A 16,453-nucleotide genomic window follows, 5' to 3' on the forward strand; every position below is an offset into this window, starting at 1 on the left:
AATAAAAGCGTGAGTCGTGTAACCCAGAGGGCCAGCGAACTGGCCCTGGATGAGACGACGGTCACCGCACTTCGGGCCGCGCTGAAGACCACCGCCGACGAAGTCGTCCAGGCGATCATCGACGAGGTCCCTTCCTACGCCAACGCCCTTTCGGGCAGCATGGGCGGCACCATCCGCCGAGCCGTCCGCACCGCGCTGGGGCACTACCTGGACCTCGCGAGCGGGAACGCAACAGGCGGCGACGCCGGTGACGCGGCCTACGAGCTGGGCCGCGGCGAGGTCCGCGACGGCCGTTCGATGGACGCCCTGCTCAGCGCCTACCGCGTCGGCGCCCGCGTGGCCTGGCGATGCCTGGCCGCGGGTGCCGTGCCCGCAGGTCTGCCCGCCGCCGAGGTCGCCAAGTTCGCCGAGCTGACCTTCGCCTACATCGACGAGCTCTCCGCCGCGAGCGCCGCGGGCCACGCCGACGAACTGGCCGCCCGGGGCAGGGCCCACGAGCGCCGCCTGGAACACCTGGCCCGCGAAATCCTCGCCGGCGTGAGCCCGGACGTGCTGCTTGCCTCTGCTCAACGGGCCGGGTGGCAGCCTCCGGATTCGCTGACGGCGGTCCTGCTGCCCGCCGCCCAGGCCCGGCCTGCCTACCGCGCGCTCGACCCGAGCACCCTCGTCCTGGACGATCTGCCGGACGCCACCGGTGTGTTGCTCGTCCCCGATGCCGACCGGTCACATCTCTTGCGGCGGCTGACCGACCGCACCGCCGTGGTCGGCCCGGCCCGGCCATGGACGCGTGCGTCGGCCTCGTACGCACGAGCCGTACGCGCGCGCTCCCTCTCCTCCGATATTCGCGACACCGAGGACCACCTGCCCGAGCTGGTGCTGAGCGCAGACGCGGACGCGTTCGCAGACCTGCGTGCCCGAGCCCTCGCACCGTTGCGGACCTTGCCTGTCGCGACCGCACGGCGGTTGGAGGAGACGTTGCGGGCGTGGCTGCTGCACCAGGGCAGGCGGGACGAGGTGGCGGCGGCGTTGTTCGTCCATCCCCAGACAGTCCGGTACCGGATGTCGCAGCTGCGGGAGCTGTTCCCGGATCTCGCATCGCCACACAGGGTCCTTGAACTGACGCTGGCGGTCGGTCTTCGGGCCAGTTGACGCGTACTTCGACCGTCCACGAACTCCCGGCGGATCCCGGCATCGTGCTCGGTGTCTACCTGGACGTCCTTGCAGCCGGGACGGTTCGGGTGAGCAACGCGACCAAGGTGCAGCAGGTCGGCTGACAGGGAGCGTTTTACCACGAGTCGCCCACCTGCGATCCGTCAGGCCCGCGTCTCGCACGACCAGTCACACCGGGTCGCGACTTAGCGGGAGTTGGCCGAGGAGGACGCCGGTCGCGTCGAGCGTGGTGTTGGCGAAGGCTGGAGCGACCGGGTTGAAAGGGTGGACTGTCGGCCGTGACGGCCATTTGACTCCCTGATCCGATGACCCACCAGGTCGGTGTGCCGCGATTGAACCGGTGGCGAAGAGCTCCTGAACTGCGGTTGTGGGCGCACAATGTGCGGTGCGCGCGTTCAGCAGGTGGGACCGTAAGGGCTCCAGTGCCCGAGGAGGGGTTTCAGCTCGTCGGCTTGTGGCTTGGGAATGTCGGGCAGCCGGGGCGGTGTGTTCAGCGGGTCGAGGCGCTCCACGGTGGCTGCTGCCCAGCTGATCCATGCTTCGGCCTCGGTTTTGGTGTGCCCCGGCGGCATGGCCTCGACTCGTGTGCGTACCGCGCTCACGTATTCGGTCAGTCGGGTGGCGTGACGCCATGCCGCTTCTTGGGCTTCGAGGTGCCTGACCCGGTATGCCTACGTCCTGGTGCACGAGACCGGTGAAGCCTTCACGATCCAGCAGCTCCGCCGGCGCGCGTACCGGCTCATGGAGGTCCTCGGCCTCCGTCGCGTCCGGCTGTACGACGCTCGTTCGTCGTGCTTCACGTACCTGGCCAACAACAGCGTACCGGACCACATCCGGCGTGGTACGTGAAGCCGGATGTGGAGGATCTCCGCGGAGCTGCCGCGACCTGGGCGGCCTGCACGGCGATCCACCCGAGCATGTGAGAATTTGTGAGATGTGAGAGCGTGCAGGGCGTGAGCGAGACACCGAAAAACACCCTGCAGTACCGCCTCGACGGGCCGGAAGACGCCCCCGTCCTGGTCCTGGGTCCCTCACTGGGTACCACGTGGCACATGTGGGACCGGCAGATACCCGAGCTGACGTCCGTGTGGCGTGTCCTCCGTTACGACCTGCCGGGGCACGGGGGAGCGCCCGTCGAGCCGGCGGCGTCGGTGACCGGGATCGCCGACCGGCTCCTGGCCACCCTCGACTCGCTGGGCGTCGAGCGGTTCGGCTACGCGGGCTGTTCGCTGGGCGGCGCGGTCGGCATCGACCTGGCGTTGCGTCACCCCGGGAGAGTCGCCTCGCTCGCCCTGGTGTCCGCCTCGGCGCGGTTCGAGACGCCGGACGCCTGGCGGCAGCGCGCGGTGGTGGCGCGTTCCACCGGGCTCGGGCAGCTCGCCCAGGTGACCCCGGACTTCTGGTTCACCCCGGTGTTCCGGGCCGCCCAGGCGTCCATCGTGGACTGGGCGGTGCAGATGGTGCGGGCCACCGAGCCGGAGTGCTACGTGGCCGCCTGCGAGGCGATGGCCTCCTTCGACGTACGCGGCCGGCTCGGCGCGATCACGGTGCCCACGCTGGTGGTGGCCGGTGCCGAGGACCCGGCGGCGCCCCCGGCCGACGCCCGGGTGCTGGTCGCCGGCATCCCGGACGGCCGGCTCGCGGTGGTGCCCGGGGCGGCGCACCTGGTGCCCATCGAACAGCCGCGTGCCGTCACCGATCTGATGACGCGTCACTTCGCGCAGCCGACGGTGGCCCCGGTGGTACCCACCCTCGCCGGCCCGGCCACGCTCTCCGGGATCCGTACGGTGCCGCCGGCCCCGGTGGCTCCCCCCGCGCCCGTCGCGCCGCCCGCCGCCGATCCGGTGGTCCCGCCGCCGTCCGCCGGGCCGGAGCCCGCGCCCGCCGCCGCTCCTGTCGCCACTCCCGTCGCCCCCGAGCCGCCGGCCGGCCCCGCCCCCGCCGCCGTCGAGCCCGAGCCGTCGCCCGCCGCGCGCCCCGACCCGCTGGAGGCGGGCACCCGGATGCGCCGCGAGGTGCTCGGCGACGCCCACGTGGACCGTTCCGACGCCGAGGCCGACGAATTTACCGAGGAATTCGAGGAGTTCACCACCCGCTATGCCTGGGGGACGGTGTGGGCCCGCCCCGGGCTCGACCGCAAGACGCGCTCCGGCGTCACGCTCAGCGCCCTGGCCGCCCGCGGTCACCTGGAGGACCTCGCCGTCCACACCCGGGCCGCGCTGCGCAACGGGCTGACCCCGGGCGAGATCAAGGAGGTGCTGCTGCACGTCGCGGTCTACTGCGGCATCCCGGCGGCCCGCGCCGCCTTCGCGGTCGCCCGGCGGGTGATCGAGGAGGAGACCCGGCTGCCCGGCTGACCGGGGCCGCGCCCGGACACGGCGGCCCGCCGCACCCCCGCGGGCGGGCCGCCCGGTGACATGATGCGCACGACCGTTGCGCGAGGACGTCGCGGAGACGAGGCGAGAGGCGAGAGTGAACCCGACGATGAATCTGACAAAGAAGGGGCACGCCTGCGTCCGGCTGGAGAAGGACGGCAAGGTGCTGGTCGTCGACCCGGGCACGTTCAGCGAGGAGAACGCGGCGGCCGGCGCCGACGCGGTGCTCGTCACCCACGAACACCTCGACCACTTCAACGAGGAACGGCTGCGCGCCGCCCTCGACGCCAACCCCGCCGCCGCGGTGTGGACGCTGCGCAGCGTCGCCGACCAGATCTCCGCCGCCTTCCCCGGCCGGGTCCACGTGGTCGGCCACGGCGACACCTTCACCGTGGCCGGCTTCTCCGTGGAGGTCCACGGCGAGCTGCACGCCGTCATCCACCCCGACCTGCCGCGCGTCACCAACATCGGCTTCCTGGTGGACGGCGCCCTGTTCCACCCCGGCGACGCCCTCACCGTGCCGGACAAGCCGGTGGACACCCTGCTGCTGCCGGTGCACGCCCCGTGGAACAAGTTCTCCGAGGTCGCCGACTACGTCCGCGAGGTGGCCCCGCGGCGCGCGTACGCCGTCCACGACGGCCTGCTCAACGAGACCGGGCTCGCCGTCTACGGCCGCAACCTCGGCCCCGACGGACCCGGCATCGGCGAGGCCGTCTACGCCCGGCTCGCCCCGGGGGAGAGCGTCACGCTGGGCTGACCTCGGCCCGCCCCGCGTTGTCGGTGCCGCCCGGTACTGTTCCTGGCATGGCACTGCGCATCGCGACCTGGAACGTCAACTCCGTCACCGCCCGCCTGCCGCGCCTGCTGGCCTGGCTGGAGAGCACCGGCACCGACGTGCTCTGCCTCCAGGAGCTCAAGGTGGCCGCCGACGCCTTCCCGCACGAGCCGCTGCGTGAGCTGGGGTACGAGGCGGCGGTGCACGCCGACGGCCGGTGGAACGGGGTGGCGGTCGTCTCCAGGGTGGGCCTTTCCGACGTGGTGGCCGGGCTCCCCGGCGAGCCCGGCTTCCCGGACGACGAGCCGCAGACCAGGGCGGTCGCCGCCACCTGCGGCCCGGTGCGGGTCTGGTCGGTCTACGTACCCAACGGCCGTGAGATCGGTCACGACCACTACGCCTACAAGCTGCGCTGGCTGGCGGCGCTGCGCGCGGCGGTCACCGAGGACGCGGTCGGCGAGCGCCCGTTCGCCGTCCTCGGCGACTACAACATCGCCCCCACCGACAACGACGTGTGGGACCCGGCCCGCTTCGAGGGGCTCACCCACGTCACCCCCGCCGAGCGCGCCGCCCTCGCCGAGCTGCGCGAGGCCGGCCTGACCGACGTCGTCCCGCGCCCGCTCAAGTACGACCAGCCCTTCACCTACTGGGACTACCGCGAGCTGTGCTTCCCCAAGAACCGCGGCATGCGCATCGACCTGGTCTACGGCAACGCCCCGTTCGGCAAGGCCGTCTCCGACGCCTACGTCGACCGCGAGCAGCGCAAGGGCAAGGGCGCCTCCGACCACGCCCCGGTGGTGGTCGACCTGGACGTGTGAGGCCCCGTTTTACGTCCCGTTTTACGCCCTGTAGCCCGCGGCGGCCAACGCCTCGCACGGTGTCGCCCCCGCCGGGCGGCGCCCGCCCCTACGCTCGGCGGTCATGACCGTCAACCACCTGTCCGCCCTCGCCCTGCGCGTCTCCGACGCCGAACTCGAACCCGAGCCGCTCGACCCGGCGCAGATCGTCTCCGGCACCCCGCGGGTGACCGGCACGGTGGTCGCCGAGTCCGCCGACGGCACCCGGGCCTACGGCGTCTGGCAGATCACCCCCGGCGTGGTCACCGACACCGAGGCCGACGAGATGTTCGTGGTGCTCAGCGGCCGGGCCACCATCGAGGTGGCCGGCGGCCCGGTGCTCGAGGTCGGCCCGGGCGACCTGTGCGTGCTGCGCGAGGGCGACCGCACCACGTGGACGGTGCACGAGACGCTGCGCAAGGCGTACAGCGTGCGGCTGTGACCGGCCGGGTCCGGCGACAACCGCCCCGGACGGTGCCAGGCTTGGCGCCATGGGGATCTCGCTGTTCGGCAGATGGCGCGCACGGCACGGCGGACGGGGCACGGTGACCGTGCCGGAGGCGGCCGGGGCGGACCCGCGGGGCATGGCGGCGCTGCTCGCCGAGTGCGAGCTGCTGCGCGCCCAGGCCGGGGCCGCCGGGGTCCGGCTCGACGACACCCCCGCCTCGCTGGCCGCCCTCGACCAGCTTCCGCCGCGCTGGCGGGACGACCCGGACAACCTGACCTGGCTCGGCAACGACGCCGGGCTCTACCTCGGCACCGTGATCGTCCGCACCGTCCCCGGCGCCGCCTGGCACCTGTGCCCCGGCGGCCGTCCGGTCGTCCGCCTCTCCTCCGGCCGCGAGATCGACGTGGTCGAAGCCGGCCACGGCTGGGCCGGCAGCGGCACCCCGGAACTGGCCCAACTCCACGCCGAGGCCGCCGAGGGCCACTGACGCCGTCCGCCCCGGGGCGCTCCGGGGCGGACGGCGGCCCACGGGCCGGCGAGGTGGCGCTCTACCGCGGGACGGCGGAGCCGGGGCAGCGGGCGGCGGTGTCGGAGACCAGCCAGCCGTGTGCGGCGCGCAGGGAGCGCTGGTAGCAGGCGCCGTCGTCCGTGGTGCCCAGGTAGTCCTCGGCCGAGGTGCCGTCGGCGGTGAGGACGGCGCCGTGGGCGCGGGCGAGTACGCCGGTGGCGTGCAGGTGGTCGTCGGTGAGGGCGGTCAGGCGCGGGCCGGAGCCGGAGTCGGTGGTGTCCAGCAGTCGGCGGCCCTGCGTCACGGTGGCCTGGAGCCGGTAGTCGTCGTTGTCGACGAGTGAGGCGACGTCGCTGTCGACGTCGATCGGGTAGGCCCACCGGTGGGTCGCGGTGCGCGGGCGGTGGCCGGCGCGCGTGGTGGTGACGGTGGTGGCGCCGGTGTCGCGCTGGTGCGTCACCTGGTGGCGGCCGTCGGCGGAGACCGCGTCGGTGTTGGTGTAGTCCAGGTGCTGCTCGACGGTGGTGGTGACGCGGCCGGCGGAGGTGTCGAGGTAGCCGCGGACCGTCCACCGGCGGTCGGTGGCCACCCGTACGTCGGTGTGGCCGTCGGCGCCCTTGGTCTCGGTGGTGGAGACCGCGGGGCGGGTGGTGAGGGTGTCGGTGACCACCCGGCCGCCGGTGCGGGCGCGCCGGTGGTCGGTGTCGAGGAAGAGTGAACCGCCCACGGTCCAGGTGTCGTTGGAGCCGTACGGGGTGATGGTCAGGGTGTGCGGTCGGCCGTCGGTGAGTTCACCGGCGAACGGTGTCAGCTCCAGGTCGTAGGCGAGGGTGCGGAACTGGTCGACGGCGGCCACCGGACGCCACAGGGTGGGCACGATGCCGCCGGAGTAGACCACCGGGTAGGGCTGGGCCAGCCCCGCCGGGCGGCCGTCCACCAGCACCTGCACCTCCCGGTAGGGGCCGCCGCCGCACAGCAGGTCGGGCGCGGTGGCCGCCAGGTCGTCCGGGACGGCGGTGAACCACTGCTCGTCGCAGCCGCCGCCGCGGGCGTACAGCTCCAGCCGGGCCCGGGTCAGGTTGCGCGGGAAGGTCACCGAGGTGGTCGCGGAGGCGCCCTTGGCCAGTTCGAACCAGGGCGCGGCGCCGGGCTCGGCGCGGGCCACCGGGACGACCCGGTCGGCGGTGCGGACGGCCGGGTGGCGGGCGTCGGCCAGGTAGTAGGTGAAGGTGAGCCGCATGTGGTAGACGCCGGTGTAGGTGGCGTTGACGACGTTGCCCAGCTCGACCTGGAGCGGCTGGGCGGTGGTCAGCAGCGGGGTGAACTCGGTGATGTCCTTGTCGACGTGCCAGGAGATCCCGTCCTCGTCCGGCTCCGGGGTGCTGGTGCGGAATATCTCGGCGCCGCCCAGCCAGACCCCGGCCAGCCGGTCGTACTGGCGCCCCTTGACGCTCCCCGACCAGTCCATGACGACCTTGTTCCACCGCTGGCCGGCGCAACCGGGCGGCGGGGTGACCGTGGTGGCGAACGGCGGGCCGCCCAGGGTGTCGCCGAAGTCGTGCTCCATCACGGTCACCGTGCAGTGGCGGGTGTCCGGCCGGTCGACGGCGGGCGCGGCGGAGACCGGATCCTGGTAGTCCACGGCCGGGTTGGAGCCGGTGCGCGGGGTCTGCCCGCCCCAGGCGGGCGGGGTGACCGCACCGGCCAGCAGCACGGCGGCCCCGGCGAGGAGCGCCCCGCGCCACGCCCTGCGCACGTGTCCGTAACGTCTCATCCGCGCACCCTTTCTGATCGCCCGTGACCTCTCCTGATCACCGTCGCCGGTACGCTTCCGCAATCGCGGCGTGGCGACAACCCCGTGGCGACCGGGGGTTGGTTCGGCCCGGCGTGCGCTGGTTCCGGCGATTGGGCGGGCATTATGGGGCAAAGCGGACATCGCCCACCGCAGACCGACCGGGAGACACAACATGGAATCCCTGGAAAAGCTCCCCAACATCGGCGCCATCCTCGCCGACCGCCTGCGCGACGCCGGCGTGCGCGACGCGGCGGAGCTGCGCCGCCTCGGCGCGGCGGCTGCCTTCGCCAAGATCCGAGCCGAACTCCCCGCCGACGCCAGCGGGCACACCCTCTTCGCCCTGGAAGGCGCCATCCGGGGCACCCGCTGGACCTCGATCCCCCGGGAGGAACGGGCCTCGCTCGCCTCCCGGGTCTTCGACGAGGCCGCGCACGGCGGTTGAGCGGCGGTCCGCCGGCGGGCGGTCCGGGCCGGGCCCCGGTGGTGACCGGGGCCCGGTCGTGGTCAGCGCGTCGGCACCGACAGCCAGGACGGGTCACCGGCCGGCGAGGAGAAGGTCAGGCGCGACCCGGCCGGGTTGTGCGTGATGTACAGCGGGTCGGCGGTGTCCACCACCAGCGCCAGCCGGTGACCGGCCGGCACGTCGTACGCGGTGGAGAACAGGTCCAGGTCGACGGTGACGGGCCGCCCCGCGGGCTGTCCGACGTACGTCCGCGGGGCGTGCGTGACCAGCCTGCCGACGCCGAGCGCGTCCACGTCGTACAGGTAGGCCACCACGGTGGACCGGTCGGCGGTGGAGGTCAGCGTGGTGTGCAGATGGACGGTGCCGCGGATGCGCCGGGCCGTGGCGGACGGCGCCGACTGCCACACCGCGGCCACCTGGCGCGGCAGCAGCGGTATCGAGGCCATCGGCGGCACCTTGGCCAACTGGTCGGCGAGTTGGGACAGGAAGACGATGCCGCCGTCGGCGCCGGAGTCGAAGGCGGTCCCTATCGTGGTGGACCAGCCGGGCGCGGCGCCGCCGCCGAGCGCTCCGGTGCCCAGCGCGTTCCGCGCCCCCAGCGCCAGCCGCTCGGTCCGGGAAGCCACCGCCGACCAGCTCGGATACCCCTCGTAGCCGCCGCCGGTACGGGACTCCAGCCGCACCGGGGCCTCGCGGTCGACGCCGTTGTCGGCGCCCTTGAGGTAGTGGTCGAGCCAGCGCCGGGCGTCGGTCCAGGCGTCGTTGGGCAGCCCGAACAGCCCGGTGGCCTCGGCGGTGGCGTGGTCGCCGGGGCGCAGTTCGAGGCGCTTGGGGGTGCGCAACCTCTCGTAGAAGTCGGCGAGTTGGTTGGGGTTGAACAGGCTGTCGCCCCAGGCGTTGCCGAGCATCACGGCGGTGCCGTTGGCGTTGAGCTGTGACACGTAGGTGGCCGGGGAGCGCTCCTTGCCCCAGGTGATCATGTCGGCCTCCTTGTCGTAGCGGGAGGCGAGGAAGTCGGCGAGGGTGCGCTGGAGCTGGTCGCCGGGGCGGCCGGTGAGGTAGCCGGAGGCGCCGAGGACGGCGGCGGCCTGGAGGTGTTGGGTGCGTCCGCTGTAGATCGAGCCCACCAGGTCGGCCCAGCCGCTGAGGGCCACCACCGCCTTGATCCGCTTGTCGTGCGCGGCGCCGAGCAGCGACAGCCCTGCGCCGTAGGAGACCCCGGCCATGCCGATGTGGGCCGGGTCGGCGGGGGTGTGGGCCAGCGTCCAGTCGACCACCTTGGAGACGTCGGCCACGTCCGGCGCCCCGCCCACCTCGATCCTCCCGCCGGAGAGCCAGAAGCCGCGGGAGGTGTAACTGACCACCACGTAGCCGGAGTCGGCGAGCCGCTCGGCCTGGGCCAGGTACTCCAGGTCGTTCAGGGCCCAGCTGCTGGGCAGGATCACCGCCGGGTAGCGGTGGGTGCCGTCGGCTCCGGCCGGGGTGAGCACGTTGGCCTTGAGCGTGATGCCGCCCGAGCCGGGGATGTCGGTGAAGCGGAAGCCGGGCACCGCCGCGGTGGCCGGGGTCGCCGGGGCGGCCGGGGCCGCGGTCGCGGCGGGGGCGGCGCCCACCCCCGCCGTGGCGGCCAGGGCGACGGACACGGCGAGGGCGGCGGTGCGCCGCCTCAGTGCGCGGGGGAACGTCACGTACGGCTCCTTCGGGGCGAAGAGGTCCGGCAGGCGGTGTGGGGGTGCCTGCGGGACGTGGCGGCGGGCGGCCCGTAAGTGACTGGAGAGTAACCAAACGGCGTTACTCGCGGTAATACGTGGACGTGTCACGTGCCGGTAACAATTGATCGCCGGTAGTCCGCCGGGCGCCCGGGTACCCGCACGCCTGGCGTCCGCGGAGCCGTCCGCGCCGCCCGCCGGGCCCGCCCGTACGGCGCACCAGCGGGCGCGGCGGCGGGCGACCCGCGGCGACCATGGACGCGAGGGCGAGGCGGCGCAGGGGAGGTGGCGGCGGATGGCGGTACTGATCGCGGTGGGCGCCTTCCTCACCACGCTGCTCGGCGGCTTGGTGGCCCACCGCATCGGCGACCGCCGTCACCTGGTGCTGGGCCTGGCCGCCGGGCTGATGCTCGGGGTGGTCGGCTTCGACCTGCTGCCCGAGGCGCTCCAGGCCCAGCACCGGCCGGTCTTCGGGGTGCCCGCGGCGCTGCTCACCTTCGTGGCCGGATTCCTCGTCATCCACGTGGTCGAGCGTTCGGTCGCCGTCCACCGGGCCCACGAGGGCGAGTACGCGCTCCACGTCCACCACCACGGACCCGGCGCCGGGCCGGGCGACGGCGGCCCGTCACCGCCGGACGGAGCGCAGCCGCCGCGCGGGGTGGGCCTGGCCGCAGCCGCCGCCCTGATCGGCCACAGCACGCTGGACGGCTTCGCCATCGGCGCCGCCTTCCAGGCCGGCCGCTCGGTCGGCGTGGTGGTCGCCGTCGCCGTGGTCGCCCACGACTTCGCCGACGGCTTCAACACGTACACCATCACCCGGCTGTACGGGAACGCCCGGCGCCGGGCGCTGGCGCTGCTCGGCTGCGACGCGCTCGCCCCGGTCGCCGGGGCCGCGATCACCCTGGGGTTCACCATCCCGGCCCCGGTGCTCGGGCTCTACCTCGGGTTCTTCGGCGGCTTCCTGCTCTACCTGGCCACCTCCGACATCCTCCCCGAGGCGCACTCCCCGCACCCGTCGCTGTCCACGCTGCTGTGCACGGTGGCCGGTTGCGGCTTCATGTGGCTGGTGATCGGCCTCGCCCAGGGATGAGTGGCGTCCAGCACCTGGACGACCTGTCACGACCCGGTCCGCGCCGGTAGGCTCCCGGGCCTGCCGTCCGCTTGGAGGTATCCATGGTCCGTCCCTCGGCACCGTCAACACCCCGCCGTATGGCGGCCGTCGGGGCCACCGCCGCCCTGGTGGCCACGTTCGCCGTCACCCAGGCCCCCGCCCGTGCCACCGCCGCCCCGGCCGTCCCCGCGGCGCCCGCCAAGACCCCGGTCGCCGTCGGCTACGGCGGCGCCGTCGCCAGCGTCGACGCCGACGCCTCGGCGGCCGGCATCGAGGTGCTGCGCCACGGCGGCAACGCGGTGGACGCCGCCGTGGCCACCGCCGCCGCGCTCGGCGTCACCGAGCCGTACTCCTCCGGCGTCGGCGGCGGCGGGTACTTCGTCTACTACAACGCCCGCACCCACCGGGTCTCCACCATCGACGGCCGCGAGACCGCCCCGAAGTCGGCCACCTCCGGGCTCTTCCTGGAGCACGGCAAGCCGATCCCGTTCGACCAGGCGGTCACCTCCGGGCTCTCCGTGGGCACCCCCGGCACCCCGGCCACCTGGCAGGCCGCGCTCGACGCCTGGGGCACCCGCAGCCTCGCGCAGACCCTCGTCCCCGCCGAGCGCATCGCCGAACACGGCTTCACCGTCGACCAGACCTTCCACGACCAGACCGCGGCCAACCAGCAGCGCTTCGCCGACTTCCCGGCCACCGCCAAGCTCTTCCTGCCCGGCGGCAAGGCACCCGCCGTCGGCTCCACGCTGCGCAACCCGGACCTGGCCCGCACCTACCGGGAACTCGCCGCCCGCGGCATCGGCGCCGTCTACCACGGCGACATCGGCGCCGACATCGTCAGGACCGTCCGCAAACCCCCGGTCTCCCCGACCGCCACCCGCACCGTGCGCCGCGGCGACCTGCGCCCCGCCGACCTGACCGGCTACCGCGCGAAGTTCCAGGCGCCCACCCACGTCAGCTACCGCGGCCGGGACCTGTACGGCATGGCGCCCTCCTCCTCCGGCGGCACCACCGTCGGCGAGGCGCTGAACATCCTGTCCCACACCGACCTCGGCAAGCTCGACCAGACCCAGTACCTGCACCACTTCATCGAGGCCAGCCGGATCGCCTTCGCCGACCGGGGCCGCTGGGTCGGCGACCCGGCGTTCGAGAACGTCCCCACCAAGGGGCTGCTCTCCCCGCGCTTCGCCGCCTCCCGGGCCTGCCTGATCAAGGACGACGCGGTGCTCACCAGCCCGCTGCCGCCGGGTGACCCGCGCCACCCGGCCAACGGCTGCGCCCACGGCGGCACCGCCGCCCCCACCACCTACGAGGGCCAGAACACCACCCACCTGACCGTCGCCGACCGGTGGGGGAACGTCGTCGCCTACACCCTGACCATCGAGCAGACCGGCGGCAGCGGCATCGTGGTGCCCGGCCGCGGCTTCCTGCTCAACAACGAGCTGACCGACTTCGACTTCGCCCCGGCCAACCCGGCGCTGCCCGACCCCAACCTGCCCGGCCCCGGCAAGCGCCCGCGCTCGTCGATGTCGCCCACCATCGTGCTGCGGAACGGGCGGCCCGACTTCGCCACCGGCTCGCCCGGCGGCGCCACCATCATCACCACCACCCTCCAGGTGCTCCTCGGCCACATCGACCGCGGCCTGAGCCTGGAGGCGGCGATCGCCGCGCCCCGGGCCAGCCAGCGCAACGCCACCGCCACCGAACTCGAACCGGGGCTGTACGACAGCCCGTTGCGCGCCCGGCTGGAGGCCATCGGCCACCACTTCACCCTCAACCCGGAGATCGGCGCCGCCACCGGTGTGCAGCGCCTGCCCGACGGCCGCTGGCTGGCCGCCGCGGAACCGGTACGCCGCGGCGGCGGCTCGGCGATGGTGGTGCGCCCGGCGGGCCGCCCCTGACCCGGCCGACCGCGCCGGCCCGACACGGCGGGGCCGCCGGGAACACCTCCCGGCGGCCCCGCCGTCGTCCGCCCGGCGTCACCCGGCGGCGTACACGTCCTCCACGTAACGCCCCCGCGCCACCAGGTCGGCCAGCCACCCGGCGGCCTGCTCGGCGGTGGCGCCGGTACGGGACGCGTACAGCGCGGTGAACGCCTCGCGCACCCCGGGCGCCATCCGCGAGCCGTCCCCGCACACGTAGACCCGGGCGCCGCCCTTCAGCAGCGACCACACCTCGTCGGCCTCGGCGGCGATGCGGTGCTGCACGAAGCGCACGTCACCGTCGGGGGCCGCGGAGAACGCCGGACGCAGCGACACCGCCCCGGCGGCCTCGGCGCCGCGCAACTCGGCCGCGTGCAGGAAGTCCACCTCGGGGTGGTCGCAGCCGAAGTACAGCAGCGCCGGGGCGAGTTCCCGGCCCGCCGACCGCAGCGCCACCCGGTCGGCGACCGCGCCCCGGAACGGCGCCAGCCCGGTACCGGCCGCCACCATCACCACCGGCACCTCGTCACCGGCGGCGATCCGGAACGCCTCCCGGCACGGCGCCACCCGCGCGTACACCACGTCACCCGGGCGCACCCGGTGCAGATGGCCCGAGCCGGTGCCGCGCCGCCCGTCCGCCTCCAGCAGCGAGACCATCAGGTCGACGTGGCCGGGGGAGACGGCGGGGGAGGAGGAGACGGAGTAGTGGCGGATCCGGATCTGCGGCAGCAGCGTGCCCAGCACGGTCGGCCAGTCCAGCCGCCCGGTCAGCGCCGGGTACCGCTCCACCAGGTCCAGCACGCTCGCCCGCCCCGGGGCCAGCTTCTTCAGCTCCGCCTGCTCCGGCGGGCACGGGTTGCGGTCGGCCAGCACCGCGATCTGCGCCGCGGTCGCCGGGTCCGACAACTCCAGGTGGTACGTGAGCAGTTCGCGTACCGTCACCGGACGGTCCACCGGCAGCGTCCCGCGTCCGGGGCGCCGGGCCCGCACGCCGAGCACGGTGTCCGGGTCGGCGCCGAGCAGCCGCGCGGCGCGTTCGACCAGCGCCGGGTCGTTGGCCGGCAGTACGGCCAGGTGGTCACCGGTGCGGTAGGTGGCACCGTCCGGCAGCGCCAGCCGGACGAACCGCTTGGAGCGGCCCAGCGGGTGCGTGAGGTCGGCCAGGTCGCCGGTCTCGGTCACCGTCATCGCCACCACCTCGTGGCGGGCGGCGAGCGCGTCCAGCGGGCCGCCGGTCACCTCGGTGACCTCGTAACCGTCCTCGGCGCCGGCCACCGCGCCGACACTGTCCGGGTCGCCGTACTCGGCCAGCAGCGCGCGCCGCAGCGCCTCGCCGAAGCCGCGTACCGTGCCGGCCAGGTCACCGGCGGCGTCGGCGGCGGCCCGCTCCAGCAGCCGGGTCGCGCCGCACTCGGCGAGCCGCTCGTCGATGAGGGTGGGCACCTTCTGGTAGGTGGCCGCCCAGTTGCGGTCGCCGACGCCCAGCACCGCGTACCGCACCCCGTCCGCGGCGCCCGGCCCGGCCTGCTCCAGCCAGGAGACGAAACCGGCCGCGTCGTCGGTGGGTCGCCCGTTGTAGGAGGCGGCCACCACGACCACCGGCGAGGTGCGCGGCAGGTCACCGGCGCGGTAGGCGTCCAGCGGCGCCACCGTGGTCTCGAAGCCGCACCGCTCGCCCAGGTCGGCCAGCCCGGCGGCGAACTCCCGGCAGGCGCCCAGGTTGGAGCCGTGCAGCACGGTCAGCGTGGTGCCCGGCCGGGCCGTGGTGGGCAGCCCGGCGTCCTGCCCGGCGGTGCCCTCGGCGGCCCGCGAGGCCACCGTACGCACCCGGTCCGCCGAGGTGCGCCGGGCCAGCTTCAAGGTGAACCCGTCCGGCTTGAGGGTGAGCGTCTCGCGCACCCGCAACCGGTAGTCGGCGTGGTCCAGGAAGCGGTAGCGGTGGATCAGCATGCCCAGCAGCATCACCGCCTCGTGCAGCGCGAACTGCCGCCCGATGCAGGCGCGTTCACCGGTGCCGAACGGCTTGAAGGCGTGCACCGGACGGGCCGCCTCCCGCTCCGGGCTGAAGCGCTCGGGGTCGAACGCCTCCACGTTGTCGCCCCACACCGGGTCGCGGTGGAGCACCGGGGTGAGCACCAGCGCGGTGTCCCCGGCGCGCATCGGCACCCGGCCGTCCAGCACGGTGTCGGTGACCGCCTGGCGCCCGAAGGCAGCCGCCGTCGGCCACAGCCGCAGCGCCTCGTTGAGCACCTGCCGCACGTAGGTCAGCCGGCCCACGTCGGTGTAGTCCGGCTCCGGATCCGGGTCGTCGCCCCACAGCGCGTCCACCTCCGCCTGGGCGCGTCGCAGCACGGCCGGGTTCTTGGCCAGGTAGTACAGGGCGAACGACAGCGCCCCGGAGGTGGTCTCGTGGCCGGCGATCAGGAAGGTGATCACCTGGTTGCGGATGTTGGCCGCGTCCAGCGGGGTGCCGTCGGACGGGTGCGGGGCGCCCAGCATCAGCCCGAGCAGGTCGTCGGTGCCGGTCTCACCGCTCGCCCGCCGGGCCTCGATCACCTCGTCGACCACCTGGGCCAGATAGGCGTTGTCGGCCCGGAACGCCTCGTCGGCCGCGCTGTGGTCGACCCCGTCGTCGGCCTTGCGGCTCAGCAGCGCCTGGCTGTGCAGCAGCCCGCGCACCATGGCGGCGACGAACGGGTGCGGCTCGCCGCGCCGGAACGAGCCGAAGTCGTACCCGAAGCCGGCCAGCCCGATGGTGTCCAGGGTCATCCTGGTCATGTCGTCGGCCACGTCGACCGGGGCGCCGTCGGCCAGCGCGGTGTCCCAGGCGGCGATCAGCCGCTTGGCGACCCTTAGCATCGTGGGGTGGTAGGTGTGCATCGAACTGAGCGCGAAGGCCGGCAGCAGGATGTCGTGCGCCTTGGCCCAGTTGGGCTCGTCGTTGTAGGCGGTGAACAGGCCGTCGCCGGCTATCTGGCGGACGTTGGTCAGCACCGGGCCGACCGCCTTGACGAACCGCTCGTCGTCGCACAGCTCGGTCACCGCGTCCACCGAGCCCACCAGCAGCGACTCGAAGGTGCCGAACCGGCGCCGGAAGACCGGTCCGTGCTCGCGGGCGAGCGCCATCGCCTGCTGGATCGGGGTGGTGCCGAAGCCGGTGTCGCTGATGTCGGCCACGGGGACGGGGGGCGCCGGGGACGCGGCGCCCGGGGTGGCGGCTGCCGCGCCGGTGGTGCCGGACGCGCTGTGCGGCGTAGGACTCATCGTGAGGGCCTCTCCCGGGAACGGCGTGCCGATGGTTGACCGGCGCGCCGGACGGCTTCCAGATCTCCCTTCCACGA

General features: G+C 74.2%; 13 protein-coding genes. 10 read left to right on the forward strand and 3 right to left on the reverse strand.

Annotated features, from left to right (window positions below):
• Positions 1-9 precede the first annotated feature (9 nt).
• From SCATT_RS22805 to SCATT_RS22835, 7 genes are all read left to right on the forward strand, one after another.
• Entirely contained in the window at positions 10-1,149 is a 1,140-nt protein-coding gene (locus SCATT_RS22805; RefSeq protein WP_014145529.1) for a PucR family transcriptional regulator, read from the forward strand.
• Positions 1,146-1,274 (forward strand): hypothetical protein, encoded by a 129-nt coding sequence (locus tag SCATT_RS40395; RefSeq protein ID WP_014628542.1) that lies wholly within the window; start codon positions 1,146-1,148, stop codon positions 1,272-1,274. Before SCATT_RS22805 ends, SCATT_RS40395 begins: the two co-directional genes overlap by 4 nt.
• 840 nt (positions 1,275-2,114) lie before the next feature.
• Entirely contained in the window at positions 2,115-3,527 is a 1,413-nt protein-coding gene (gene pcaDC / locus SCATT_RS22815; RefSeq protein ID WP_014145532.1) for a bifunctional 3-oxoadipate enol-lactonase/4-carboxymuconolactone decarboxylase PcaDC, read from the forward strand.
• A 127-nt stretch (positions 3,528-3,654) separates the two neighbouring features.
• Positions 3,655-4,302 (forward strand): MBL fold metallo-hydrolase, encoded by a 648-nt coding sequence (locus tag SCATT_RS22820; protein ID WP_014145533.1) that lies wholly within the window; start codon positions 3,655-3,657, stop codon positions 4,300-4,302.
• A 53-nt stretch (positions 4,303-4,355) separates the two neighbouring features.
• The gene (locus SCATT_RS22825) at positions 4,356-5,138 is read left to right on the forward strand and encodes an exodeoxyribonuclease III (protein ID WP_041825186.1); all 783 of its coding nucleotides are present in this window, start codon (positions 4,356-4,358) and stop codon (positions 5,136-5,138) included.
• A gap of 103 nt (positions 5,139-5,241) precedes the next feature.
• A complete protein-coding gene (locus tag SCATT_RS22830) occupies positions 5,242-5,598 on the forward strand; it encodes a cupin domain-containing protein (protein WP_014145535.1) in 357 nt (118 codons plus the stop codon).
• Between the two features lie 49 nt (positions 5,599-5,647).
• Positions 5,648-6,091, forward strand: coding sequence for a DUF6278 family protein (locus SCATT_RS22835; protein ID WP_014145536.1), 444 nt, complete (start codon positions 5,648-5,650; stop codon positions 6,089-6,091).
• Positions 6,092-6,152: 61 nt separating this feature from the next.
• Here SCATT_RS22835 and SCATT_RS22840 read toward each other — a convergent pair whose 3' ends face one another.
• Positions 6,153-7,886, reverse strand: coding sequence for a peptide-N4-asparagine amidase (locus SCATT_RS22840; protein WP_014145537.1), 1,734 nt, complete (start codon positions 7,884-7,886; stop codon positions 6,153-6,155).
• Between the two features lie 193 nt (positions 7,887-8,079).
• On the opposite strand from SCATT_RS22840, the gene SCATT_RS22845 reads away from it, so the two are divergent.
• Positions 8,080-8,349 carry a TfoX/Sxy family DNA transformation protein gene (locus tag SCATT_RS22845; protein ID WP_014145538.1) on the forward strand — a complete coding sequence of 90 codons (270 nt, stop codon included), beginning with the start codon at positions 8,080-8,082 and terminating at the stop codon, positions 8,347-8,349.
• Between the two features lie 62 nt (positions 8,350-8,411).
• Here the strand turns inward: SCATT_RS22845 and SCATT_RS22850 are convergent, their stop codons facing one another.
• Complete coding sequence (locus SCATT_RS22850) at positions 8,412-10,058, reverse strand: CocE/NonD family hydrolase (protein WP_014145539.1); 1,647 nt, start codon at positions 10,056-10,058, stop codon at positions 8,412-8,414.
• Positions 10,059-10,374: 316 nt separating this feature from the next.
• On the opposite strand from SCATT_RS22850, the gene SCATT_RS22855 reads away from it, so the two are divergent.
• Together SCATT_RS22855 and ggt are read left to right on the forward strand one after the other, a co-directional pair.
• On the forward strand, positions 10,375-11,169 hold the full coding sequence (locus SCATT_RS22855) for a ZIP family metal transporter (protein ID WP_014145540.1): 795 nt from the start codon (positions 10,375-10,377) through the stop codon (positions 11,167-11,169).
• A gap of 119 nt (positions 11,170-11,288) precedes the next feature.
• Complete coding sequence (gene ggt / locus SCATT_RS22860; protein WP_014145541.1) at positions 11,289-13,091, forward strand: gamma-glutamyltransferase; 1,803 nt, start codon at positions 11,289-11,291, stop codon at positions 13,089-13,091.
• 78 nt (positions 13,092-13,169) lie between these two features.
• Here the strand turns inward: ggt and SCATT_RS22865 are convergent, their stop codons facing one another.
• On the reverse strand, positions 13,170-16,376 hold the full coding sequence (locus tag SCATT_RS22865) for a cytochrome P450 (RefSeq protein WP_014145542.1): 3,207 nt from the start codon (positions 16,374-16,376) through the stop codon (positions 13,170-13,172).
• Between the last annotated feature and the right edge of the window lie 77 nt (positions 16,377-16,453).

Origin of the sequence: Streptantibioticus cattleyicolor NRRL 8057 = DSM 46488 (genome assembly GCF_000240165.1) — a bacterium.
Classification (GTDB): domain Bacteria; phylum Actinomycetota; class Actinomycetes; order Streptomycetales; family Streptomycetaceae; genus Streptantibioticus; species Streptantibioticus cattleyicolor.

Excerpts from the sequence above, each read along its gene's own strand:
- SCATT_RS22820 (WP_014145533.1), top strand. The coding sequence starts at position 3,655 with ATGAATCTGACAAAGAAGGGGCACGCCTGCGTCCGGCTGGAGAAGGAC.
- SCATT_RS22830 (WP_014145535.1), top strand. The coding sequence starts at position 5,242 with ATGACCGTCAACCACCTGTCCGCCCTCGCCCTGCGCGTCTCCGACGCC.
- SCATT_RS22835 (WP_014145536.1), top strand. The coding sequence starts at position 5,648 with ATGGGGATCTCGCTGTTCGGCAGATGGCGCGCACGGCACGGCGGACGG.
- SCATT_RS22840 (WP_014145537.1), bottom strand. The coding sequence starts at position 7,886 with ATGAGACGTTACGGACACGTGCGCAGGGCGTGGCGCGGGGCGCTCCTC.
- SCATT_RS22845 (WP_014145538.1), top strand. The coding sequence starts at position 8,080 with ATGGAATCCCTGGAAAAGCTCCCCAACATCGGCGCCATCCTCGCCGAC.
- SCATT_RS22855 (WP_014145540.1), top strand. The coding sequence starts at position 10,375 with ATGGCGGTACTGATCGCGGTGGGCGCCTTCCTCACCACGCTGCTCGGC.
- ggt (WP_014145541.1), top strand. The coding sequence starts at position 11,289 with ATGGCGGCCGTCGGGGCCACCGCCGCCCTGGTGGCCACGTTCGCCGTC.
- SCATT_RS22865 (WP_014145542.1), bottom strand. The coding sequence starts at position 16,376 with ATGAGTCCTACGCCGCACAGCGCGTCCGGCACCACCGGCGCGGCAGCC.